The organism is Pseudomonas fluorescens HK44 (genome assembly GCF_000217955.3).
Lineage (GTDB): Bacteria > Pseudomonadota > Gammaproteobacteria > Pseudomonadales > Pseudomonadaceae > Aquipseudomonas > Aquipseudomonas fluorescens_AQ.
This window is the reverse complement of sequence record NZ_AFOY02000015.1, coordinates 1243965-1267853: the sequence shown is the minus strand read 5'-3', so window position 1 is coordinate 1267853 and position 23889 is coordinate 1243965. Positions and strand designations below refer to the sequence as shown.

Annotated in this window: 21 protein-coding genes and 8 pseudogenes; 13 read left to right on the top strand and 16 right to left on the bottom strand. The window is 54.9% G+C overall.

Translation table 11 applies throughout. From position 1 onward, the window contains the following. Positions 1 to 16: 16 nt before the first annotated feature. The 3 genes and pseudogenes from HK44_RS18570 to HK44_RS18560 all read right to left on the bottom strand — a co-directional run. On the bottom strand, positions 17 to 256 hold the full coding sequence (locus HK44_RS18570) for a TIGR03758 family integrating conjugative element protein (RefSeq protein ID WP_019689127.1): 240 nt from the start codon (positions 254 to 256) through the stop codon (positions 17 to 19). Continuing rightward, positions 253 to 621: an RAQPRD family integrative conjugative element protein gene (locus HK44_RS18565; RefSeq protein WP_019689128.1), complete on the bottom strand. Its 369-nt coding sequence runs from the start codon at positions 619 to 621 to the stop codon at positions 253 to 255. The genes HK44_RS18570 and HK44_RS18565 overlap by 4 nt, the downstream gene beginning before the upstream one ends. A gap of 305 nt (positions 622 to 926) precedes the next feature. Then, positions 927 to 1267 (bottom strand): annotated as a pseudogene (locus HK44_RS18560) (IS21 family transposase); the annotation flags it as partial. 47 nt (positions 1268 to 1314) lie between these two features. On the opposite strand from HK44_RS18560, the gene HK44_RS18555 reads away from it, so the two are divergent. Further along, on the top strand, positions 1315 to 1869 hold the full coding sequence (locus tag HK44_RS18555; RefSeq protein WP_019689130.1) for a transposase: 555 nt from the start codon (positions 1315 to 1317) through the stop codon (positions 1867 to 1869). On the opposite strand, the pseudogene HK44_RS18550 reads toward HK44_RS18555, so the two are convergent. After that, positions 1860 to 2796: pseudogene (locus HK44_RS18550) on the bottom strand (IS1595 family transposase). The gene HK44_RS18555 and the pseudogene HK44_RS18550 sit on opposite strands and share 10 nt — an antisense overlap. Positions 2797 to 2874: 78 nt before the next feature. Between HK44_RS18550 and HK44_RS29880 the strand changes: the two are divergent. Beyond that, positions 2875 to 3078 (top strand): annotated as a pseudogene (locus HK44_RS29880) (IS110 family transposase); the annotation flags it as partial. An 89-nt stretch (positions 3079 to 3167) separates the two neighbouring features. Here the strand turns inward: HK44_RS29880 and HK44_RS18545 are convergent. Next, complete coding sequence (locus HK44_RS18545; protein WP_019689131.1) at positions 3168 to 3746, bottom strand: plasmid pRiA4b ORF-3 family protein; 579 nt, start codon at positions 3744 to 3746, stop codon at positions 3168 to 3170. Positions 3747 to 3749: 3 nt separating this feature from the next. Continuing rightward, positions 3750 to 4007, bottom strand: a pseudogene (locus tag HK44_RS18540) (transposase domain-containing protein); the annotation flags it as partial. A 795-nt stretch (positions 4008 to 4802) separates the two neighbouring features. Here HK44_RS18540 and HK44_RS29445 point away from each other — a divergent pair. Further along, a complete protein-coding gene (locus HK44_RS29445; RefSeq protein ID WP_198424408.1) occupies positions 4803 to 5441 on the top strand; it encodes a reverse transcriptase domain-containing protein in 639 nt (212 codons plus the stop codon). Between the two features lie 121 nt (positions 5442 to 5562). Further along, entirely contained in the window at positions 5563 to 6030 is a 468-nt protein-coding gene (locus HK44_RS30615) for a group II intron maturase-specific domain-containing protein (protein ID WP_431357338.1), read from the top strand. Here the strand turns inward: HK44_RS30615 and tnpC are convergent. From tnpC to HK44_RS18500, 7 genes and pseudogenes are all read right to left on the bottom strand, one after another. Further along, positions 5978 to 6778, bottom strand: a pseudogene (gene tnpC, locus HK44_RS18530) (IS66 family transposase); the annotation flags it as partial. The gene HK44_RS30615 and the pseudogene tnpC sit on opposite strands and share 53 nt — an antisense overlap. Positions 6779 to 6839: 61 nt before the next feature. Continuing rightward, on the bottom strand, positions 6840 to 7925 hold the full coding sequence (locus HK44_RS18525) for a sugar phosphate isomerase/epimerase family protein (RefSeq protein ID WP_019689991.1): 1086 nt from the start codon (positions 7923 to 7925) through the stop codon (positions 6840 to 6842). Continuing rightward, on the bottom strand, positions 7916 to 8623 hold the full coding sequence (locus HK44_RS18520) for an HAD family hydrolase (RefSeq protein ID WP_019689992.1): 708 nt from the start codon (positions 8621 to 8623) through the stop codon (positions 7916 to 7918). The genes HK44_RS18525 and HK44_RS18520 overlap by 10 nt, the downstream gene beginning before the upstream one ends. Further along, positions 8620 to 9648, bottom strand: coding sequence for an ABC transporter ATP-binding protein (locus HK44_RS18515; RefSeq protein WP_019689993.1), 1029 nt, complete (start codon positions 9646 to 9648; stop codon positions 8620 to 8622). The genes HK44_RS18520 and HK44_RS18515 overlap by 4 nt, the downstream gene beginning before the upstream one ends. A 9-nt stretch (positions 9649 to 9657) precedes the next feature. Continuing rightward, a complete protein-coding gene (locus tag HK44_RS18510; RefSeq protein ID WP_019689994.1) occupies positions 9658 to 10428 on the bottom strand; it encodes an ABC transporter permease in 771 nt (256 codons plus the stop codon). Beyond that, positions 10418 to 11305: an ABC transporter permease gene (locus HK44_RS18505; RefSeq protein ID WP_019689995.1), complete on the bottom strand. Its 888-nt coding sequence runs from the start codon at positions 11303 to 11305 to the stop codon at positions 10418 to 10420. The genes HK44_RS18510 and HK44_RS18505 overlap by 11 nt, the downstream gene beginning before the upstream one ends. Before the next feature lie 175 nt (positions 11306 to 11480). Continuing rightward, positions 11481 to 12536 carry an ABC transporter substrate-binding protein gene (locus tag HK44_RS18500; RefSeq protein WP_019689996.1) on the bottom strand — a complete coding sequence of 352 codons (1056 nt, stop codon included), beginning with the start codon at positions 12534 to 12536 and terminating at the stop codon, positions 11481 to 11483. A gap of 240 nt (positions 12537 to 12776) precedes the next feature. Between HK44_RS18500 and HK44_RS18495 the strand changes: the two genes are divergently transcribed. Continuing rightward, positions 12777 to 13523, top strand: coding sequence for a UTRA domain-containing protein (locus HK44_RS18495; RefSeq protein WP_019689997.1), 747 nt, complete (start codon positions 12777 to 12779; stop codon positions 13521 to 13523). Positions 13524 to 13911: 388 nt separating this feature from the next. On the opposite strand, the gene HK44_RS18490 is transcribed toward HK44_RS18495, so the two are convergent. Further along, positions 13912 to 14418, bottom strand: coding sequence for a LysR substrate-binding domain-containing protein (locus HK44_RS18490; RefSeq protein WP_024265060.1), 507 nt, complete (start codon positions 14416 to 14418; stop codon positions 13912 to 13914). A gap of 12 nt (positions 14419 to 14430) precedes the next feature. On the opposite strand from HK44_RS18490, the gene istA reads away from it, so the two are divergent. Both istA and istB read left to right on the top strand, forming a co-directional pair. Continuing rightward, complete coding sequence (istA, locus tag HK44_RS18485; RefSeq protein WP_141651662.1) at positions 14431 to 15930, top strand: IS21-like element ISPpu27 family transposase; 1500 nt, start codon at positions 14431 to 14433, stop codon at positions 15928 to 15930. After that, complete coding sequence (gene istB / locus HK44_RS18480) at positions 15923 to 16726, top strand: IS21-like element helper ATPase IstB (protein ID WP_024264730.1); 804 nt, start codon at positions 15923 to 15925, stop codon at positions 16724 to 16726. Before istA ends, istB begins: the two co-directional genes overlap by 8 nt. Positions 16727 to 16877: 151 nt before the next feature. On the opposite strand, the gene HK44_RS18475 is transcribed toward istB, so the two are convergent. Further along, on the bottom strand, positions 16878 to 17420 hold the full coding sequence (locus HK44_RS18475) for a LysR family transcriptional regulator (RefSeq protein WP_024265059.1): 543 nt from the start codon (positions 17418 to 17420) through the stop codon (positions 16878 to 16880). A gap of 126 nt (positions 17421 to 17546) precedes the next feature. Here HK44_RS18475 and HK44_RS18470 point away from each other — a divergent pair, with 126 nt between their 5' ends. The 5 genes and pseudogenes from HK44_RS18470 to HK44_RS18450 form a co-directional block, all read left to right on the top strand. After that, the gene (locus HK44_RS18470; protein WP_019689999.1) at positions 17547 to 18671 is read left to right on the top strand and encodes a M20 family metallopeptidase; all 1125 of its coding nucleotides are present in this window, start codon (positions 17547 to 17549) and stop codon (positions 18669 to 18671) included. A 29-nt stretch (positions 18672 to 18700) separates the two neighbouring features. Continuing rightward, entirely contained in the window at positions 18701 to 20107 is a 1407-nt protein-coding gene (locus tag HK44_RS18465) for a YfcC family protein (RefSeq protein WP_019690000.1), read from the top strand. Positions 20108 to 20201: 94 nt separating this feature from the next. After that, positions 20202 to 20738: pseudogene (locus HK44_RS18460) on the top strand (OprD family outer membrane porin); the annotation flags it as partial. 14 nt (positions 20739 to 20752) lie between these two features. Beyond that, entirely contained in the window at positions 20753 to 21730 is a 978-nt protein-coding gene (locus HK44_RS18455; protein ID WP_024264756.1) for an IS5 family transposase, read from the top strand. A gap of 146 nt (positions 21731 to 21876) precedes the next feature. Further along, positions 21877 to 22704, top strand: a pseudogene (locus HK44_RS18450) (OprD family outer membrane porin); the annotation flags it as partial. Between the two features lie 101 nt (positions 22705 to 22805). Here the strand turns inward: HK44_RS18450 and HK44_RS29875 are convergent. Continuing rightward, a pseudogene (locus HK44_RS29875) lies at positions 22806 to 22991 on the bottom strand (AAA family ATPase); the annotation flags it as partial. 602 nt (positions 22992 to 23593) lie between these two features. Here HK44_RS29875 and HK44_RS18445 point away from each other — a divergent pair. Further along, positions 23594 to 23797 (top strand): hypothetical protein, encoded by a 204-nt coding sequence (locus tag HK44_RS18445; protein WP_019690003.1) that lies wholly within the window; start codon positions 23594 to 23596, stop codon positions 23795 to 23797. Positions 23798 to 23889: the final 92 nt, after the last annotated feature.

Genomic DNA, 23889 nt, shown 5'->3' with positions numbered 1-23889 from the left:
CTGCCTTTCGTGACAGTCAGGACAGGAGGAAAAAGGTCAGCACCAGGTACATCGCGACGAATCGCACGATGACTGCGAGGAACTGACGTTGAGTGATGCGCTGCTCGGACCAGCCGACGAAGGCGGTCCGCATGGCCCAGACGCCCCACAGGAGCAGCGCGGCGAATACGAGTCCGAGCACCACGGTGGAAACCGCCGAGGGTGAGAAACCTCCGCCCGCCTGGAAGGCGGCGATCTGATCGGCAGACGGTGTCATGGCGACAGTTCCTCGCCGGAGTCGGCGCGGTCGCTGCGGACGTAGTCGCTGGTGAAGGAAACGGGATCGCGCGGTTGGGCGCGCTGTGGCACGAGATAGTCCTGGATGCCAGCGCGAACGCGCCTCAGGTCCTCGCGCAGCCGGACGTAGTCGAAATGGTAGCGGGCGCGGTCCTGCGGAGAGATTTCGGCCGCTCGCTCGGCCAGGCGATCGACGAGGTTGACTTGGCGCGCGAGCGCGGTGAGTTGCTCACGCTCGACAGCGTTGTCGGAGGCGGCAGCAGGCTGAAGCACCGAGCTCAGCACGGCCATCATCATGACGATCGGATATCGCCATGTGGATGCGTGGCTGTTGATCTGATCCATCGAGCCATCCCCAGTGAATGCGAATGGCTCGATGTTGCGGCGCAGACGCAGCCTGCGCCACAATCAATCGGTACTGGCTAGTCACCGCTTTCTCAGACGGCTGCTCGCCCTATCCATGAGATGTACATGAGGGGGCGTTTGAACGGGTGAAACGTACTAGCAGGGAGCTGGACCAGCACAGGGCGTCGTCGGGGAAGAGGAGGGCGGTACGGCCTGTGCAAAGATCGAGTGGGCGGAAAACTGTTCAAGTGGTGAAATCGTGGCCATAGTAGCAATGCTTGCGCGCGAGCCGATAGATTATTTAGGAACCAGTCGACGAACTGGGTGTAGCGGTAGGTCGGCTGGTCGGGATGAGCGGCGGTGTATTCCTCCCACAGCAGTTGTAGCGTCACGCCCTTGCGACGGAGTTCGCGGTGCAGGGTGATCACGTCGGGCAACCGCGGTCGCCGAGGGTGTGGACGATCTTGGCGGCGGGCACCAGCGTGGCCCACTCGATACCGGTGTCGCGCACGGCCTTGATGTACTTGCTGACGACGCCCTTGGAGAGTTGCAAGGCGCGGGCGATCTTCTCGTGGGACAGGTCGGCCTCGAACTTGAGGCGCAGGCATTCTTTGATATTACGCATGGTCACTCGCTGCGCCGCCATCCTTCGATTCCCCGAAATGGGACTGAGGGTGGCGACGCGTTAGCGAAATGGTCGGTCCCGATGTACCGAAACGGGCGGTTACGGTGGGCCGAAATACGCAGTCAGCCAAACGGGCGCGTAAAACCACGCTTGAGGCATTCTTTTATGCTCATAACGGGCGTCGCGCCACATTGATCGAGGCGCGTTTGGCGTCGATCCGTGCGGCATCTGCGCTCACTGAAGATGCCGGCATTATCGAGCCTTGCCGCTTGCACGTCCTCGCATTGGTCGAGCAGCTGCGCACCGTCCTTATGGTAATCGACCGCTTTGATAAGGAAGTCGAGCGGGTCGCTTCTGCGCTACCGGATTACTCTTTGTTTCGGAGCTTGCTGGGCGCAGGCCCGCATCTAGCACCACGCTTACTCGCAGCTTTCGGAGAGCAACGTGAGCGTTTCCATGATGCGGACGAACTGCAAAAGTATTCCGGCATAGCGCCGGTGACGGAGCGGTGTGGTAAGAAAAGCTGGGTGCATTGGCTCTGGCAATGTCCGACGTTTCTCCGTCAGACCTTCGTGGAATGGGCAGGGCAGACTATTAACAAATCCTTTCCTGATTACGCATAAACCTCAGCCAGCCTGAGCAGTCGATAAGGCATGGGTGGTGTCCGCAGGGCGACATAGCTGAAACGCTCTATCATCGAGCCGAGATCGAAGCGGCGATTGAAGCGATATTCGAACTCAGTCAGATAGCGCGGGGCGTGCTTGAGGTGAAAAGCATGGAAAGTGCCGGCCAGCGAGTTCTTGACCCAACAAGGTGTTGACCCACTTGAAGGACGGATGCTGAACGCTGGCACGGCCACCTCCCATGACGGAGGCAATGTGCTGACAACCCCTGGCATCGAAGGCCTTAAAGCAGGCTAAACCGTCGCTGAATATTTTACTTCTGGGTGCAACCGAGCGTTGCGCATAATGCGCGATCTCCTTGCTCGTGAACGCGCGGACACGGCGTAGTTGCAGATACTGCGGATGCCCTTGCGCACTGGTCTGCACCGCCGCGATAAAGGGAACTTTATGTTCCGCACCCCGCCCGCGTTTTCCAGGTCGTTCACCGCCCAGATAGGCGTCATCAATTTCAATTCGGCCGCTGAGCACCCGGCTTTGTGCACGCCCGAACATCACCTGCATAATCTTGTGCTTGAGCTTCCAGGCTGTGTTGTAGCTCACTCCCAGTTCGCGCGCGAGCTGTAGGGCCGACAGACTGTTCTTACGCTGGGTCAGCAGATAGATCGCCAGGAACCAGGTCGTCAGAGGGAGTTTGGTGCTATCAAAAATGGTTCTTGCCGTCAGTGAGGCTTGATGATGACAGCGGTTGCACTGATACAGCTGTCGCTCTAGCCAACAGGCACCACGGTGAGCGCACTCAGGACAGCTGAAACCTTCAGGCCAGCGCAGTTTGAACAGCGCGGTGTGGCACTGCTCTACTGTGCCGTACTGCTGCAAAAAGTCAGGCAGTGAAAGACCAGGCTGAAACTGGATTCGATTGCGTGGCATGTGGGCACCTCCACTGATTATCCATACAGAAACCATAGCAGCGGATCTGTGAGGTGGCTGACCTTGGTGGGTAATCAAGAATCCTTTTGGGCGGGAGCTTACTACCGGCAGCAACGCGCCAAAGGGAGTACCTACCAGGCGGCTGTACCCGCAATAGCGTTTAAGTGGATTCGGGTTCTGTACCGGTGCTGGCAGACCAGGACGCCTTACGATGAAACCACCTATTTAAATGCTTTGAGGAAGCGTGGGTCGCCGCTTCTCAAGAGCCTTGATTTAGGTTGACTGACTTCCTCAGGGCGTGAAGCAGCCATTTGTGTTCGGCGTTACCGACACAATGCTGGGTAAGCGTCCGAACTACACCGCCTTGCAACTCAAACCTTAATCCGTTTAAACCACTGATTCACGCGCTCGCATTCAAATGCAGCAGGATCAAAAGCATCGCCATGCCATTCAACCATGTCGTCATGCTCTGGATGATCCGGGTTGGCCATCGCCTCCAAAAAGTCCTCATAGCCAGGCCCGCCACCCACGTCTTCCGGTGGGCAAGCATTGGCGCCATCGATGCAGTACGGCACCTGAGGACACGCAACCGCCGGTAACGTCTTTTCGACCTTGATACTGTGATGCCAACTGTCACCAAAGTCGTAGAGATAATTAAATGTCCGCTTTCCGCTCAGCGCCTTGATCAGCGTTTTACGGGCTTCAGGGTTTACCGTCGGCCCCCAACCATCAGGGTCGGGCATGCCGTAATTCTCACCGTCAATTTCAAACTCATGCAGATGGCTATCACTCCACCCCATCACGACCTGGATGACATGGTGCAGTTTGCCCAAGGTAATGTTTTCAGGCACCGCGAACCGACGCCAAATCGTCGGAGTGATCCACTTCAGCTCAATGTGCAGCAGCAACAGATCGGGGGCGGGTTTGGGTAAACGGACAGTTTTAACCATGGATCAGGCGGCCTCGCAGTGTTCAGTTTGGGTCAAAGAAATGTTCCAGGGCAGCAACTCGCTTACCCGATTGATCGGGTGCTCGGCAATGTGCTCAAGCACGTAGGTCAGATACGCCTGTGGGTTCAATCCGTTTAGCTTGGCAGTACCCACCAGGCTGTAAATCGCAGCCGCTCGTTCTCCGCCGGCATCGGAACCGGCAAACAGGTAGTTTTTTCGGCCCAGCGCGACGGCGCGCAGCGCCCGTTCGGCGGCGTTGTTGTGTACGCCCTGACAAGGCGTATGAGTTCAGTGGGTGCGAATCCCAACCGGGCTACTGTCGCTCCGCCGGAAGCACAGTTCTGTGGAGCAGTTCAGGAGGCAACGATGGGCTGAAGTATGCTGAAGAAAAAGGCTTCTTTAGGGAGTCAAGTGACTGTGCAGGCCGTAGGCGCGTAGCGAACACCGAGCAGCCCGAAAAATGCTTGCGGTAGCCGACCCGCCGTAATAACCCGGGGAAGGTTGATAGTGCTAAGGGATCGAGCGTCAGAACGAACTTGGCACTGCCGGCCGGGGTAGTGGTGATGGCATGTACAGAAGAGAAAACTCATACGAAACAGGGGGAAGCCCTGCCAGGGTGAAGTGCCGTTATAGACACGGCCATACAAACAGAGCGCCCGTGAGGGATGGCTCTGGCTGGACAGGTGGCGGATGGGCTCGTAGTACCGTTGAGGGCCGGGTAACTGCTCGGAGTAGGAAAGGAGCCCTGGTTCAAGAGAGGAGTACAAAGTGGTAAGGGAACGATGGGATTGCTCCAAGCCTACTAAGCCCGAGGTGAGAAATCCGGCGTTCGAAAATACAGGCGTTGCCCTGTATGTGAAGCTAAGACAGAGGCCAGACTTTCGCTCTACAGCGGCCTGTGGGACAAGGTCTACCGAATCGATGTTTTGGTCATTGCCTACCAACGTTGCCGCGCAAACCGAGGCAGCCACGGTGTGGATGGTCAGCGATTCGAAGACATTGAAAGCATAGGGTCTATGGAGTGGCTGGCTCAGCTACGCGAGGAGCTGAAGTCGGGTGGATATCGACCTCAGCCCCTGCGGCGGGTATGGATTCCCGAACGGGAAACTTCGTTCCTTGGGAGTTCCCTGCATTCGAGACCGCGTTGTTCAAATGGCCGTCAATCTCACACTCCAAGCGATTTTCGAAGCGGACATGCAGCCATCGCAGTATGGCTTCAGACCTCGTCGAGATGCCAAGGAAGCCGTGAGGCAGGTGCATTATTACACTGCAAGGGTTGGGTTGAGAGACGTTGTCGATACGGATCTTCGTGACTATTTCAATACCATTCCACACGGGCCTTTGATGAAATGTCTGGCCCGGCGTATCTCGGATGGTAGGGTATTGCGGCTGATCAAGCAGTGGCTTGAGGTGGCCGTTATCGAACTCATTGACGGAAAGCCTCGACGCACCAACGAAGCCAAGCACACGCACCGTGGCAGCGCTCAGGGATCGGTGATTTCGCCGCTGCTAGCCAATGTGTATTTCAGGCGCTTCATTCTGGCCTGGGAAAAGTTTGGCTACGCCAGACGTCTGCATGCAAGGATTGTGAATTACGCGGACGACATGGTGATCTGCTGCCGCCCCGGCAGTGGAGAGCAGGCAATGGTGCTGATGAGTGGTTTGATGGCGCGGGCTGGGGCTGACGGTCAATGAAGAGAAAACGGCGCTGGTGAAACTCCCGGAACAGTCACTCGACTTTCTGGGGTACAACCTGGGCAGGCAATACGATCGTCATGGGAAAACCTATATAGGCACTCAACCTTCGAAAGGAGCGATGAAGTCGATTATTGGAAAAATCCATGACGAAACAGCGATCAGCATGACGTGGGATGCGGTAGAGCACCGGATAGCTGAACTCAACTCGATCCTTCGAGGCTGGGCTGGCTACTTCGATCAAGGGCCTGTGCTCAAGCACTATCGAATCCTGCAACGTTACACTGAGCGCCGTATCCGACGCTGGTTGGTCAAGAAGCATAAGCGGCGAGGCCGCTCTGGGTACCGTCTATACCCGGATGCATTTCTATATGGAAAGCTAAGCCTGCATCAGTTGCCTGTGCGAATGGCCGATGTGTCGAGTGCGAAGGCATATCGATCTCGGACGAAAGCCGGATGCGTTAGTAGCGCACGTCCGGTTGACGAGCGGGGTGTGGAAACGGAGCGCAAGCCACCGCGCCACATCCCGACTCTCCGATGGGCACGGCCCCATCTTCCAGGTAGCGCGTCAGCGCTACCCAGCGTTTAAGACTGTAATCCAAGGCTTTAGCTGTTGCTGAGCCGTTGGGCGCAAGGTCGCGCTGGGCCAACATCCAGTTGTGCAACGCATCGAGGATAGGGACAGCTTTTTCCTGCCGTATTCGCCAGCGATCCTCATCGCTCATGTCCCGTGCTTGCCGTTCGACTTCATACAAACCGCCAATCGAGTGCAGGGCCTGTTCGGCCAACTGGCTTTTATTCGCCACGTGCAGATCGAAAAACTTGCGCCGAGCGTGGGCCATGCAGCCAATTTCGGTAATGCCTTTCTCCCAGCCGGCTTTGTAGCCAGCAAAATCGTCGCACACCAGCTTGCCATTCCACGTGCCGAGGAAGTTGCGCGCATGCTCGCCCGCCCGGCTTGGGCTGAAGTCGTAAGCCACCGCTTTGAGTGCCGAGAAGGGCGTGGTGCTGTAGGCCCAGACGTAAGCGCGGTGAGTTTTTTTCTCGCCTGGCGCGAGCATTTGATCCGGGGTCTCATCGGCGTGGATCACGCCCTGGGCCAGCACCGCTTCGCGCAGCGCATCGACCAAGGGCTGGAGTTGCACGCCGCTTTGCCCGACCCACTGCGCCAGTGTCGAGCGAGCGATCATCAGCCCGGCGCGGCCAAAGATCTTCTCTTGCCGGTACAGCGGCAAGTGATCAGCAAATTTCGCCACCATCACGTGAGCCAGCAGGCCTGCGGTCGGGATGCCCTTGTCGATTACCTGGGCCGGTACGGGTGCCTGGATCAGTGTTTCATGGAAATCCTGACGTTAAGGGCTATCGCGTCCGCTTAAAAATACGCGGACACCATCGCCCTTAATGCTGGAGTTCGGAAGGTGTGTTGGCTGGACGCTTACGAAGCACAAGTTCTGCCAGCAATCTGAACTCTTGCAGCAGACTGCGGACATAAACAATCTGGTTGATTGCCCAACGCTCCTCCTCGGCCATCATCTGCTCCAGCGTAAAACCTTCGGGCAGTGAGGTTTGACTCATCTCTCGGTAAGGAATAAAGGGGTCTTCGTCCTCGTCCACTTGACGGAATGCGGGGGCGATATAGTGGTTTTCCTGCTCCAGGATAAAGGCGATGACCTGGGGCCCATCCTCTCCGAGCATCAACAGCTCGAACAACATGCGGGCATTGGGCAAGTCATCCTCGGCACTGCCCTGTAACACGCCATAGTGACCAACTCCATTTTCCTCGGGAACGACTCGCACACCTTTCATGTGCACTTGCCGGATATGCGCAGCCAAGGATTTCAGTGCCGTTAACGGTTGTTCGGCGGCATTGATCATATTGCCGAAATCGAACAGCGCGTGCAGGCGCGGATGATTGATGCGCTCGAGCAGCGTGACAATCTCGCTACTTTTCAGCTCTTCATGCTGTTCAAAGTCAATGTAAAGGTCATACCGTTCAGCTTGTTTGGCAAGGTAGTGCAAGTCCGATTCGATGGTGTCTAAAACCTCGGAAAGCCGTCCACCATAGCGCGAGTAGACGCGGATGTTCTGCACCCCCATAACCTTCGCCACCTTAACCACCCGATCCACGTCCGCCTTTTGGGTACTACTGATTTCCAGGTGGATGTCCAACCCCAGCGCCTCGGCCCTTTGGCTGACAATGTGCAGTTGATCGTCGCTCATCTGCTGAAGACTGCGCTCTTCGCCATCCAGTAGATGAATGCTGATGCCGTCGAGTGCATGACGATAGGCGAAATCCAGCAGGTCAATCGGCCGGTATGTACCATAGGTCAGCTTCATTAGCTGGGGGTAAGCATGAGCGAACAAGCGCATGCTATCGAGTCGTTCAAGCAGCTTGATCGCCAGCGCCGGGGTTAGCTGAGGTACCGGCAGGCCCGCTGCTTTGTGGCGCAATAATGCATCGAAACGCGACTGGATTAACGACATTCCGCCCCCTGGGCCTGACCCGTATCGCTGTGCTCATGTTGCGCCAACTGCCAGTCATACTGTCGCCATTGATGCTGGTCGGATACCTGTTTTAGCGCTGGTGCGGGGTTGACGACACACGCATGCTGGACCGCGTGCAATAGCGGCAAATCATTCACCGAGTCACTGTAGCCATAGCTGCCCTGCAAGCTGTTGCCATGGTCCTGCATCCACGCCTGCAAGCGCTCCACCTTGCCTTCCCGAAAACTGAGCACCCCTTTAGTCGCGCCGGTGAAGTTGCCTGCTACCTGTTCAAGCTCAATGGCGATCACCTCGCTCACGCCCAGCATGGCCGCGATACGGCGGACGATAAAGTCAGCCGTAGCCGAGATGATTAATAGCTTGTTTCCCTGTTGGCGATGCCACTCAATTTGACGACGCGCGGCTGGAAATATGCGCGTGGAAATCATGCTGGAGACAAAGTCATCAGCCCATCGCTCTACTTCGCTGACGGCCACCCCAGACAACGGTTGGAGCGTAAAGTCCATGTACTGCGCCATGGACAGTTCACCCAGATGATAGGCTTGCATCATCGCCTGCTCGGTGACCAGCATGTCGGCTGCTGCCACACCGCGCTCCACCAGATAGCGCAGCCAGAGACTGGAGCTATCGCAATCGATAATGGTGTCGTCCATGTCAAAAATAGCCAAAATCGTCATGCAACCTCCTGCAGTTCTTCACGATTGAACAGCAGGTCGAGCCGTGCGCCTGCCGGCAGCAAGGAATCTGAACTGCGATTGAGCATATCGACCATCAACGAGCAGCCTTGCGCATCGACGTGGTAACGAATCACGTTGCCGAGCAGTTGATGGTGACGTACCGTGGCGCGGCACGGCGCGCCCAGATGTGGGCCATAGCTGCGGCCGGCTTGCGCCACATGGATCGCTTCCGGCCGGATTGCCAGTTGTCCTTGTATGCGCAGACCAAGCAGTTGTTCCGCCTGGCTGGCATCCAGCAGGTTGTAGCTGCCCATGAAGCGCGCTACAAAACCATTGGCTGGACGAGTGTAGATTGTCTCCGCGCTGCCTTCCTGCACGATACGACCGCCATCCATGACAATGATGCGGTCGGACAGCATCAGCGCTTCTTCCTGATCGTGGGTCACGAAAATGGTCGTCAGTTTCAGCTGCGACTGGATCCGTCTGATCTCTTCCTGCAGGTTCTTGCGGATGCGTGCATCCAGTGCCGACAGCGGTTCATCCAGCAACAGGATGCGTGGCCGCACCACCAATGCCCGCGCCAGGGCGACGCGCTGACGCTGGCCGCCGGAGAGCTGACTCACGAATTTGTTCTCGTGCCCCTGCAATTCAACCAGACGTACCGCTTCAGTCACCCGTTGGAAGGTTTCATCGACAGAGACACCCTGCATTTTCAGGCCGAAGGCAATATTGCCCATTACTGTCAGATTCGGAAACAACGCATAACTCTGGAATACCATGCCGATGCCGCGTTTTTGCGGAGCAAAATGGGTAATGTCATTTCCCGCCACATGAATTTGGCCGCTATCGACTTCAGTTAAACCGGCGATACAGCGCAACAAGGTCGACTTGCCGCAGCCACTGGGACCAAGCAGGGTTACCAGTTCGCCTTCCTTGATATTGAAATGGATGTCGTCAAACACGCGGGTCTTGCCCGAGCCTTTGCCGAAGTATTTCGACAAGTTGGATACTTCAAGATAATTCATCGCACAGTCCTATCGACTCAAGCGGGTGGAAATCCAGGTCACGACCAGCGTAAATATGAAATAACTCATCACCACGGCACTCACAAAATGACCGCTGGTGGAGCGTACGGAATAGAGATAGACGTTCAAGGTTTCGTAACGGCTGCCAACCAATATGTTGGCGAACACGAACTCGCCCAGTAGGAAGGAGAATGAGAGAAACAAGGCTGCCATCAATCCCTTGCGGATATTTGGCAAGACCACCCGTAAAAAAGCAGCGGGAGTACTTGCCCCTAGCAGCTGCGCCGCATCCATCAGGTCGCGCACGTTCAGCCCTTGTAGACCGTTGGCGAGCGCCCGGTACATGAACGGCAGAACAATCGTGAAATAACACCCGATCAGCACCCACGGCGTGCCGATCAGCGGTAGCGGGCCGTCAGCATAAATCTGCAACAAGCCCACCGACGACACCACGGGTGGCACCGCGAACTGGATCAATATCAGGATGTTCATCCAACGATCCAGGTGCGGAAAATAATAAAACACGACAAATGTGGCAGGCACGATGACCACTGTACTGAAGGCCAATGTGCCCAGTGCAATCAACAGGGAGTGGCTGAAGGCGGACAAGAAGCGCGGCTCATGCCACAACTTGAGATACCAGTCGAATGTCAGTCCGTCGGGTAGTACCGTTGCTCCCCAGTGTTGGGAGAATGAATAAACCAGGGTCGCCAGAACAGGGATACTGAGTAGTCCCATCAATCCATACAGCACGAACTGGTGATAACGGTTAGTGTGCATGGTGGCTTCTCCTCATCAAGAACTGGTTGAACGTCGCCACGGACACCAGCAACGCGACCAGAAGCACTGACAGTGCCGCCGCCAGATTGGGTTCCAGAGAAATGTCTCCCGCCACCAGGCTGGAAATGCGGATGGTGACCAGGTTGTAGTTCGACGTCATCAGTGCATACGCACTGGCATAGGCCCCCATTGCATTGGCCAACAGCAAAATGAAGGTGCCGAATACCGCTGGCATCAGCACCGGCAACGCAACCAGGCGCCAGTAACTGGCACGGCTGGCACCCAGCAAGGAGGCGGCCTCCTGCCAATCATCCTGCAGCGCATCGAAGGCCGGATAGAGCAACAGTACCGCTAGCGGTATCTGGAAATAGCTGTAAATCAGCGTCAGTCCAGTTTGCGTGTAGAGATCAAAATCAGCCAAAAGCCCCCATCGCCGCAAGAGCAATGTCATGGCGCCATTTGTTCCCATCACGATAATGAAGGCGAATGCCAAGGAAACCCCACTCAGGTTGCCGGTCATATTGGTGAATGCCACCGTTATATCGCGAACAGTGCAATCCACCCGTTTCAACGAAGCGGCGGCCACCAGCGCAATGGCCAGCCCAATCAGGCTTGAGCAGACGGAAACCCAGAGGCTGTTGCCGAAGGCCTGCCGGTAAAAAGGGGAACTCAGGATTTCGCTGAAGTTCGCCAGCGACCATGCGCCATCGACCTGCACGCTGTTGATAAGCAGCCATGCTGTCGGTGCCAGCGAAAACAGCGCCAATACGCATAGCAATGGAAGCAGGAACAGCGCCGCCCGCCAGTGGCGAAAGCGTGAATAAGTGGGGGTTTCAATAGTCACTGGGGTTGCCAGCGGGTTCGATGCAGTTGTCATACGGCTAGTAATTCCGTGTTCGCTGGTTTTTGATAAGTGATAGCGGGGCACCGCTGCAGTAAAGCTTTAGTGCGGCCAATGCCCCGAACACTATTCTCATGGTCACCTCTAAAAACCGTAGTGAACGACCCAAGTTCGTGCAGTGGTTTGTAGAGGTGGCCTAACGCTGCTGGAATTACTTGTTATAAATCATGACTTGCTCTTGCCACTGCCGCGGTATGGCCTTGGTAGTCGCCTCCCAGGCCACGAAGTCCTGGATTGGTTTGGCGTTGCTATATTGCTCAGCAGACAACATCTTGTCCTTTACATCCTGTGGCAGGACGACGTTGCTACGAATCGGACGTGCGAATCCGCGCGCCAGGTTAATCTGGCCGGCATCGCTGAAGATGTATTCACGCACCAGCTTGGCGGCGTTCGGATGCTGCGCGTATTTGTTGATCAGTGTTGAATAGCCGGCACTCACGCTACCATCTTCGGGAATAGATACCGTGAACAGGGATGGATCGATCTTGTCGCGGTAGCCCAATGAGGTGAAGTCCCATAACAGTGCGACTTCCACTTCACCTTTTTCCATGTTGGCGATACTCGCATCGGTCATGGAAAGCCGGCCTTGTTTAGCCAGTTCGGCAAATAACTTGTACGCAGGTTGCAGGTTCTTTTCGTTGCCGCCATTGGCAATCGCCGCTGCCAGCAGTGCACTGTTGGCCTGCGCCGAAACACCCACTTCGCCAACGGTCACTTTATAGTTGCCTTTGAGCAAATCGCCCCATGTCTTTGGCGGATTCTTGACCAGCTTGTTGTTGCTGATGAATGAAATGGTCCCGCTGTAAGCCACTACCCAATGGCCGTTTTCGTCTTTGGCCCAAGCCGGAATATCATCCCAGTTGGTCGGCTTGTAGGCTTGGGTTACACCCTTCTTGACGGCAATCGGGCCGAAAGACTGGCCAACGTCACCGATGTCACCCGATGCATTGGATTTTTCAGCTTCGAATTTGGCGATTTCCTGCCCAGAACTCATGTCGGTGTCCAGGTGCACCAGGCCATATTTTTGCGTGATCTCGGCCCAGGTATCTTTCCAGTTCGCCCAGTTATCCGGCATCCCCAGGCTATTGACCGCGCCTTCTTTTTTGGCTGCGGAGATCAAAGCATCCAGGTCCGGCTGCGCGTACGCACCAGGAACTGCAATCGACAAGGCACTTGAAAGCAAACTCGTAATCAGCATTTTTTTCATGATTTAGCCGTGTGGTATAGACCAGATTTGGGCGGAAACTGGATGCTACCCACAAGAAATGACCGTAATGTGACACTTTGGGACGCGTCAATTTTCGCGGCTTACGCTCAACACTGTGATCCCGAAGACGCCACCGTCATGAATTTTCGGCGCAAATTGCGTCAGTTGAGTGCATCGTAAAGGAAATGAAATCCTGAACTGGGATAATATCGGCGCTCAAAAATCAACCAGACCATCACCGTGACAAAAAAAACCACCACCCAGGCTGCCAGCATCCATCACGCGTTGGCCGCGCAAATCCTCAATGGCACGCTGGCGTCTGGAAGCAAACTCCCTTCCGAGCGAATACTGAGTGAGATGTTTTCCACAACGCGCGTCACGCTCAGGGAAGCACTGCAAAGAATGGAGGCAGAAGGATCGATCTATCGGGAAAGCAGACGCGGTTGGTTTGTGACCCCTCCGCGACTTGAGTACAACCCTTTCACAAGTTCACTGTTCCACCAGATGGTCGAAAGTCAGGGTCGCAAGGCTGCCACACAGGTGATTTCGACCAGTACGGAATCGGCGACCCCGGAGTTATGCCTGAAGATGGCGCTGCAGCCGTCAAGCATGCTGCACTGCATACGACGCCTACGTTATGTCGATGGGCGCGTCGTCATGTTTGTAGAACATTATCTGAAACCGGAATTTGTCCCAGACATATTGAAGCTGGATCTGACACAGTCGCTGACATCGATTTATCGAGAGCAATATGACATCCAATGCGGCCGGGCCACTTTTGATATATACCCGACCGCGGCGCATGCCAGCGTGGCACGTCATCTCAATCTGCCAGAAGGCAGTCCACTGCTAATGATCATTCGCATCAACTATGACCAACATGGACGGATTCTCGATTGCGATCGCGAGTTCTGGCGTCATGACGCAGTCCGTATTTCTCTGGATAACCAGATACCCAAACGGCATTACGATCATCTATGTAGCTGACTCAGGTAATTCGCGCTTCTGCCCGCTGATTCCACAGGCAACCCTCGCGACTCACCGGTTTTGACGTATTTCGCGCGTTTTCACACAGCCTGGGTCGGATAGCGACGGTCTAGCATCGACCGTCGCGAAGGATGGTCAAACTTCCGTCTGTTCCGCCATTTCCAGGGCATCATCGAATGGATACTCCCATTGGGAACCCTGAAGCAGGTACGGGCAATTCACCCCATTGCCGCTGAGATGGTGATGTTAAAGGCTCCTCGAAACGCCTTGCCTATGGGCGTGTGGGAGTGGAATGGATGACGATTTCTTTCGTCATGTCGTTCTTGTTGGGTAGAAGTTCGGCCTGCCGAGGCACCTCAGAACGTCTACGATACCGCGAAGAAAAGGTTTATATAGCCCCTTCGTTTTGAGTCCTTTCCAGGTGGTTTACGAGTAACCACCATAGATGTTCAGAGGCGGGGTGTAGTCGGCGATCTGAGCTGCGCAGAATATGACACTGTGATTCCCTCGCGATCGGGTGATCAAGTGGTATAGCTAAAAGCTTTGAATTCCCACCTTGTTGCCCAAGTGATTGAGCTGTCATGAAACCTACCCCAAGGCCGGCTTGGCATAAGGCTATCGCGACTGACTGCTGGTTACAGCGATATGCAGGGGTGAAAGCCACGTTTTCGGACTCGAACATCTTATTGATATAGCGTTGTATGCCGTACGTATTTGTCAGCGCTATGAGCCTATGGTGTGCCAGCTCTTTTATGGGAATGCTGGTGAAGTCTTTCAATGGATGATCATCGGTGTTGCCGCTGACCGAAAACTGACCCAGTAAAGGCTGTTCTGCCGACTGAAAACTGACCCAGGTGTTCAACTGCTTCTGCTCGCTTTCCGAGCAGGAGAACACAGGGTGATCAGCATGGAAATGTTGGGAAAAATCCGGCGGATGTACTTCCGCGACAAGCTCTCGCTGCACCAGATAGCCAAGCGTACCGGGCTGTCGAGAAACACCATCCGAAAATGGGTCAGAGCACCCGAAGCCACCCAGCCGGCGTACCAACGGTGCGCAACCTTCAACAAACTCAGTCCATTTCACGAGACGCTGGAGCAGGCGCTCAAGGCCGATTCGTTTCGGGCAAAGCACAATCGCAGAAGTGCCAAAGCACTCTTCGAACAGATCAAGGCCGAGGGGTACGACGGCGGCTACAGCCAGCTCACCGCCTTCATACGCTCGTGGCGCGGCGAGCAAGGCAAGTCTTTACGGGCCTTTGTGCCGCTGACCTTTGCACTCGGGGAGGCCTTTCAATTCGACTGGAGCGAAGAAGGTCTGCTGATCGGCGGCCTGTTCCGACGCATCCAGGTCTCCCATATGAAGCTGTGCGCCAGTCGCGCATTTTGGTTGGTTGCGTATCCCAGCCAAGGCCACGAGATGTTGTTCGATGCCCATACCCGCTCGTTTGGCGCGTTAGGTGGGGTGCCGCGTCGCGGCATCTACGACAACATGAAGACCGCTGTCGACAAGGTCAACAAGGGTAAGGGGCGCACGGTCAATGCCCGGTTTGCCGTGATGTGCGCGCACTACCTGTTCGACCCGGACTTCTGCAACGTGGCCTCCGGCTGGGAAAAAGGCATCGTTGAAAAGAACGTCCAAGACAGCCGACGGCGCATCTGGCTCGATGCTCAAAACTGCATGTTCCACACCTTCGAGGAATTGAATGCCTGGCTCGGCCAACGCTGCCGTGCGCTCTGGGACGAACTGGTGCACCCGCAGTACAACGGGCTGACCGTGGCGGACGTCCTGGAACTGGAACGGGTGGAAATGATGCCCATGCCGACTGCCTTTGATGGCTACGTCGAGCGCACCGTTCGGGTCTCCAGCACCTGTCTGATCAGCGTGGCGCGAAATCGCTATTCGGTGCCGTGTGAGCGGGTCGGCCAATGGGTCAGCAGCCGTCTGTATCCTTCTCGGGTGGTTGTCATCGCCGATGAAACGACGATTGCCAGTCACGAGCGCCTGTTTGATCGAGATCAGGTCAGTTTCGACTGGCAGCATTACATCCCGCTTATCGAGCGCAAGCCCGGAGCGCTGCGCAATGGCGCTCCGTTTGCTGATCTGCCGAAGCCTTTGCAACTGCTAAAACGCGGTCTGAGGCGTCACACCAATGGTGATCGAATCATGACGCAGGTACTGGCGGCTGTCCCCATCGCCGGGCTCGATGCCGTGTTGGTGGCTGTGGAGTTGGTACTTGAATCAGGCAGCTTGAGTGCTGACCACATCCTGAATGTCCTGGCTCGACTGACATCGACAGCAGCCCCTCCGTCCGCCGAAACCAGCCTGCAACTCAAGATAGCGCCTGTCGCCAATACGGCACGCTACGACCGGCTCCGTACCACCGATGAGGAGACTCGCAATGCGTGATCTTATGGCGGAACTCAAAGAACTGCGTCTGCATGGCATGGCCAGCGCCTGGGAAGAACTGGCCTCGCAAGGCGAAGCCTCAACGACCTCGTCGAAATGGCTACTTGAGCATCTTCTCCAACAAGAACATGCGGATCGAGCGGTGCGCTCAGTGAACCACCAGATGAACATGGCCAAACTCCCCATGCATCGTGATTTGGCCGGCTTCGACTTTAGCGCTTCCAGCGCAGACGCTCGCTTGGTCAGGGATCTGTCCAACCTGGAGTTCACCGATACCGCGCAGAATGTCGTATTCATCGGCGGGCCTGGAACAGGCAAAACACACCTCGCCACCGCCTTGGCCGTGTCCGGGATCACGACACATCACAAACGCGTGCGCTTCTACTCCACGGTGGATCTGGTCAATCTGCTGGAGCGCGAAAAGTACGACGGCAAGACGGGCCGCATCGCTCAAGGGCTGTTACGCACAGACCTGGTGATACTCGATGAACTGGGGTATTTGCCTTTCAGTCAGAGCGGTGGTGCCCTGTTATTTCACTTGCTGTCCAAGCTGTACGAGCACACCAGCGTGGTGATCACCACCAACCTCAGCTTCTCGGAATGGTCGAGTGTGTTTGGTGACGCCAAGATGACCACGGCGTTGCTGGATCGGCTGACACACCACTGCCACATCGTCGAAACGGGCAACGAGTCCTACCGCCTGCAACACAGCAGCTTGGTCGCCCAGACGAAGATCAAATCACGTGAACGAAAGCGCAAAGACGAGGATGGTGCCGAGGACGATGAGTTGTTTTGATCCGCACCGAAAATACCCTGCCGCATGCCCACATGCGGTGGGGCTTAATGCCTTTTCCACCGGGACACGACTGCTAAGCTTATCCACAATTGCTGATGCCAAATCAGCAATCCGCCCTGGGTCAATTTCAATCGGCAGGGTGGGTCAGTTTTCAATCAGCGCCGACATCATCGGGAACGATGGCGCAAATGGGGCCTCTGATAAAGCTGCGTCGTTGAAGAGAAACGTTATCGATAGGGCCGAAGGATAAAGCCATATCTACTTCCCCACGTACGAGCATCATCAGCGTAGCGCTCATGTCGCCTGAACTGATGTCTACAAAAACGTCCGGGTAGACTTTGGAGAACTCACGTAACTCGTTGGCCACAAAGTTTGCAACCATACCCGGCCCGATACGAAGGTTTACCGTTCCGCCCCGCATATATCGAAGGTCATTCAAGTGCTTGGTTAGCGCCTCTCGGCGTTCTTGAGTTTCCGAGAAATGATCTGAAAGGAGCTTCCCGGCCTCCGTCAGCACCACGTTTCGTCCACGACGTTCAAGTAGCGGTAGGTGCAAGCTGCGTTCGAGGAGCGCAACCTGACGGCTGATCACGGAGGGATTGACGTTAAGTACGTCGGCTGCCTTGCGAATACCTCCTTGAAGCCCAACCTCGTGGAGATAGCCCAGACGTTTTTCCTGGAGTTCGTTGTCCATTTCTAAGCCCTACGGTGGCAGCCAACTGTTGACCTGAGGGCAACAATTTAGTGGCGCGCTTCGTATTTTTCAAGCCATGGAGGCATTCCATACTCAGGCTTCATTAGCGCATGACAGGCCAAAAACATGAGTATCGTGCAAGAGTACCTCCACCGGCATTCCGACAGTCTTCTCGCCGATCTAAGGCTACTTGTCAGTGCGGAGTCACCCTCTACAGATAAACGGGCGGTTGATGCCTGCGGTGAAGTGCTTCAGGAAATCATGGTGCGGCGTATCGGCGCTACCGCAGAGATTGTTCCGCGTGACGAGTACGGTGACCATCTCGTTTTCACGGTCGGTCAAGGTTCAAGGCGCACGGCTATCCTCGGGCACTTTGACACTGTCTGGGATATTGGGCGTCTGCCAATAAAGGTGGAGGACGGCAAGTTATACGGCCCAGGCGTTTTGGACATGAAGGCCGGGCTTGTTCAGGCCATTTGGGCGACCAAGGCCCTCATTGATCTAGACTTGCTCAAGGACCGGGAGATCCGCTTTTTATGCTCGAGCGATGAAGAACTCGGCAGTCCGAGTTCTCGGGAGTGGATCGAAAGTGAAGCGATATTGTGTGAGCAGGTACTTGTTGTCGAACCGGCTACCTCACATACCCATGCGCTCAAGACCGAGCGCAAAGGAACAGGACGTTTCGACATCAAGATCAAGGGTCGTGCAGCCCACGCCGGCAACAATCCGGAGGACGGGGTAAGTGCAGTGCATGAGATGGCCGAGCAGATCCTGTTTCTCCATGGCCTGAATGCCCCTGAGTTGGGAACAACACTGAATGTGGGGATCGCGAAGGGTGGCCAGCGGACGAATGTTGTTGCAGACAGCGCCGAGTTGAACGTCGATTTGCGCGTCAGCAGTGTGTCAGAGGCTCGGCGTATCGAATCGTTGGTTAAAGAAATGAAGCCATGCCTGGTCGGTGCGCAGATTTCTGTAACTGGCGGCCTGATTCGGCCACCACTTGAATATACGCCTGCAAACCAGGCGCTTTTTTCTGTTGCCCAAGAGGCAGCAAACGCACTCGGTATTCAAATTGAAGGTGCCTCGGTGGGCGGGGGAAGTGATGGCAACTTTACCTCCGCAGTTGGCGTACCCACGCTAGATGGACTTGGAGCCACCGGTGTCGGGCCACATGCAATTTATGAACACATCATTATCTCGGACTTGCCAGTACGGGCTGCACTTCTTGCGGAGCTGATCCAGAGATTTTGAATCTACCAGGATAATTTGAGGAAAAGGCTATGATAAATACAAAAACGGCCCTTGAGGAAACAAGCAGCGCCTCCAAATGCACAAAGCAAGAAACCAAGAGTCCCTATGTTTTTCTGTTCATCATCTTGGTGGTTGCCGCTATTGCAACCTGGGTAATTCCGGCGGGAGTTTTTGATCGTGAAATGCGCGGTGGTATTTCATTTGTCATCTCGGGAAGTCTTCATCCGGTTGCCCAAAATGGCGTTCATCCACTAGGGATTTTCACCGCGATAGCCACAGGCTTGCAAAACTCGGCACCGATCATTTTCCTGATCCTGTTTACGGGCGGCGCTTTGGCTGTACTTGAGAGCACCGGAGCTATTCATCAAGCGTTAAATGGAATAGCAAACAGTACAAAACTTAATGATTTTTTGATCGTTATTATATTTGGCTTGATCTTTGGGGCGCTCGGGACAACGGGAGTTGTGGTCAATGCGGTTGTTGCTTTCGTCCCGATTGGTCTGCTGGTGGCTAAATCCCTGGGTTTGAATCCCATCTTCGGGGTGTCACTGGTTTACCTGACGTGTGCCTCTGGTTTCAATGTGGCGCTTACCAACCCAGTGACAACCGGGCTTACTCAGAGACTGGCACAACTGCCGCTGTTTTCTGGCTTTGGGTTGCGCGGGATTACTTCAGCTCTTTTTATCCTGGCATGTATTGTTTTTTTGACGGTTTATATGCGGACTTGTCGAAAAAGCGGAGAAAAGCGCCCTGAAGTTATCGAGGCATCGGGGCAGGATTCGAAAGCGACAACCCGACACTGGATTATTCTGGCTTTCGCATCGCTTTCCTTGGTCACTTTCATCTATGGTGCCATGACCCTGAAATGGGGCGAAGTTGAAATGACAGCCATGTTTGTATTCATGGCTATTGTTGCGGGAATGATCGGCAAGCTCTCGGCGTCTGAAATTGCCAACAGCTTTCTTGGCGGTTGTTCCCGGATTGTATCTGGGGCACTTATTGTCGGCATGGCACGTGCGATATCGATCGTCCTGGATAACGGCAAAATTCTTGACCCCATTGTCGGATGCCTGGCGGATTTATTAGCCCCACTACATCCTGCGATGGCAGCGGTAGGCATGTATTTTAGTGCGGCTTTGATGCATTTCGCGATTTCCTCAGGCTCTGGTGAGTCGGCGTTGCTTATACCTATCTATGTCCCTATCGGCGACATGATTGGGCTGACGCGGCAAGTAGTTGTGCATGCGGTCTTGTTTGGTGAAGGTATCGTTAACTGTATAAATCCGACATCCGGAGTTCTGATGGGGGTTCTTGCTGTGGCAGGAATACCATTCGGAAAGTGGGTGAGATTTGTCGCGCCACTGATTGCTGTCTGGATGGCGATCTGCGTGGTCGTGCTGATCATCGCCGTGGAAATAAAATGGGGGCCGTTTTAAGTAATTCCAGCGGCCATCTATTTGCCCCTTAGTGAATGGATGGGCTTTTGTGTTTGTTGATCTAATTAAAATAAGAAAAGCAGGAGTGCTGTAAATGACAGTAAAAGCAATTGCTACAATTTTTGTGCTGAGCAGTATTACGTTAAGTACCCAGGCTTATGCCGATTTCCTGAGTGACGGAAAAGCCACACTGGGAATGAAAAACTTCTACTTCAATAATGACAATCGCGATGGAACTGCCACGCCTTCGAAAACCGAAGAGTGGGCGCAAGGCTTCATGCTGGATTACAAGTCGGGATACACCGATGGCACAATCGGTTTTGGTGTCGATGCCTTGGGATTGTTGGGGGTTACCCTGGACAGCAGCAAGGCACGGCATGTCGGCAGCACCATGATTCCTTCGGACAGTGACAACAGCGCCGTCAACGAGTGGAGCCGGCTGGGGCTGACCGGCAAAGTCAAAATGTCTAAGACTGAACTGCGCTATGGCACGTTGATTCCGAAACTTCCGATTCTGGTGGCCAACGATGGACGTCTGCTTCCACAAACCTTCGAAGGCGGCCAGATCACCTCTAGGGAAACTCTGAAAAAGACTTCCAACTCTGGTGAAATACCCCCTCACACGAATCGACCGGTTGAGCCCCGATGAAACAGATGTCCTTCGCCGATGCCGAGTATGCCGGCAAACGTAAGCAAACCCGCCGTGAGCGCTTCCTGATCGAGATGGATCAAGTCGTGCCCTGGAAGGGGTTGATTGCCTTGATCGAACCGCATTATCCAAAGGGTGAAGGCGGTCGTCCGGCGTATCCGTTGCTGGCCATGTTGCGGGTTCATCTGATGCAGAACTGGTTCGGCTACAGCGATCCGGCGATGGAGGAATCGCTGTATGAAACGATGATCCTGCGTCAGTTTGCAGGGCTGCATCTGGATCGAATTCCTGACGAAACCACGATCCTCAACTTCCGCCGCTTGCTGGAGAAGCATGACCTGGCGGGCGGGATTTTGCAGGTTATCAACGGTTATCTGGGTGAGCGTGGATTGATGTTGCGCCACGGAACGATAGTGGATGCGACGATCATTCATGCCCCCAGCTCAACCAAGAATAAAGACAAGAAACGCGATCCCGAGATGCATCAGACCAAGAAAGGAAATCAGTACTATTTTGGAATGAAATCCCACATTGGCGTCGATGCGGATTCGGGCTTGGTTCATAGCGTGGTCGGTACTCCTGCCAACGTGGCGGACGTGACACAAGTGGATCAACTGCTTCATGGGGAAGAGGTTCACGTCTGTGGCGATGCCGGTTACACCGGGGTGCAGAAGCGCCCGGAACATCAGGATCGCAAGATGATCTGGTCGATTTCTGCACGGCCCAGTTCGTACAAAGAGCATGGCAAAGACACGGTGATCGGCAGTGCGCTACGCGGAATTGAGTATGCGAAAGCGCAAGTCAGAGCCAAGGTTGAGCACCCATTTCGAGTGATCAAGCGCCAGTTTGGCTATACGAAAGTGCGCTTTCGTGGTCTGACGAAAAACATCGCTCAACAGACGACGTTGTTCGCCTTGTCGAACTTGTGGATGGTGCGAAAACGATTGTTGAATGCAGGAGAGGTGCGCCTGTAATGCGGGCTAATCGCCCTGAAACAGCGCGATTAGAGGAAAAATCATGAATTAAAGAGTGGAAAGGTCTGCTTTTCGACCAAATCAGCGTTTTTTGAACCTCACGCAGAGAAGGCATCAAAAATCGGTGGGTACTTCAGAACTTCCCTAGCGAGTTCCAGAACCTGACGCTTACCGGGGGCAGGATCGAACATGCAACAGGCCGCGGCTCAACGGATCGGACGGGACTTGCCGCTGTTGGCGGTACCCGAGAAAGCAATCAGTTCAACTTCGCCGGCGGTGACTGGAAGCTCGGCAAAGACCTGACCGCCCAGTACTACTACGCCAACCTCGATAACTATTACACCCAGCAGTTTTTCGGACTGATGCACACGCTGGCGATCTCGGACAATCAATCGCTGAAAACCGACCTGCGCTACTTCAAGACTGACTCGTCAGGCGAAAACAGCTCCGGTACTTCGGGCTACAGAATCAGTGGCTACACCAAAAACGGAAATGGTGAGATCGACAACCGAACCTGGAGTGCGGCATTGATTTACAGCCTTGGCGGCCATACGGTCACCGCAGGCTATCAAAGCGTGTCGGACGGCAGCAACTTCACTCAACTCAACCAGGGTAGCCTGGTTGACAAGGGGGCCGGTGGGGCAAGCCTTTACCTGTATACCGATCGCCTGATCCAAAGCTTCACCCGTGCAGGCGAACGCACGGCTTTCGGGCAGTACGCTTATGATTTCGCTCCCTTGGGTATCCCTGGCCTGAAAGCCTCGGTCATCTACCTGTCCGGGGACAATATCAAGACGACTTCCGGCGTCACCCAGAAAGAATGGGAGAGGGATTTCAGCCTGGATTACGTCCTTCAGTCGGGAGCACTAAAAGGTGTCGGATTCGGCTGGCGTAATGGTAAATCCAACAGCGAGGCCGCTCGTGATCAAGATCAGAACCGGGTGTTTGTAAGCTACAGCCTTCCGCTTCTATAAAAATTCAACATATGCGCTACTTGAAACTCTTGTCGCGCAAGTTGAAGTTAGTGTATTTCGTTCGGATATGCCCAGCGCTTAGGCTCGACGCCCAGTTAGCAGCCTTCACAAATCCAGGCATCCGGTGCGATCGCTGGGACCCTTGCGTGGAACTGCTCAGCTTCGGGCCCGAGCCAGCCGGGCTTCCAGAACAGTGTTTCCAGGTGCACCAGGGGCAGGCTCAGGCGCTTGCCGAGGGGGCGGGCGGGTGTAGATTTGCCGCTACCGGCATTTCCCAGAATTACAATCCGTTGGGAGACTTTCTATCGCGAAAAAGCCGGCAATTGTGCAGGTTTTGGGTGTCCCGTCAAAGACTGATGGGAGGGTCGACCGCACCACGGGAATGATTGATGTGTTGCTACTGCGCATCCTCAAGATGAGAGCGAGATGTCTCATCACAGATTCCATTATAAGGATACGTGTAGTGGTCAGTATGAGCCGGGCACCCAGGTGAAGGGCGGGGGGTTATTTCCTGAGCCTATAAGGACGGGGCAAAAGGTTATTAGACGTGCAGAAGCTGCTTTGTTAAAAAAATAGTGCATAGCACGCTGTCTGTGTGCCAATGCATCTCCATTTGGCTAAATGGAAATCGCCCAACATTGAGCTGGGCAACGATCAATGAGTCTGATTGCCGATACAGGGAAAAGTAGCTGCGACTTTGGCCAACTGCTCGCGCACCAGTGCGTTGGGCTCATTGATCCCTCTTCTCTTCGACCGCTTGACCCTCTCACTCAAAAACCTTCTCGCCGGCTCGTGGTGGCCGACAGACACATCCGATGTACGACTCCTTGCCGATTGGCGCGCCAGTGGTTGCGGGTCAATACTTCTTACCTGTCCTTGGAGCGCCCCTATGAACCGGCAAGAAGAGTTTTTGGCGACAGCGTTAGAGGTTCATCATGAATATGAAGAGGCTACGGTCGCCGTTCACAAGATGATGCGTGAGAACAGGGCCGTAGGCTCGGAATGGGATGCGGCTGTAGCACGGCAGATCGCATCTCTTGATGCCTGGATGGAACTGCCCAACGAGTTCGGGGACTTCAAGGCGGATGATTGATAGGTTTCGATTCAGTGGGGGTGGGGTCTTCAGCAACCGGGTGTTTTGAACCTCCTCAATATGAGGACATCAAACAACTATAACGTCAGGCA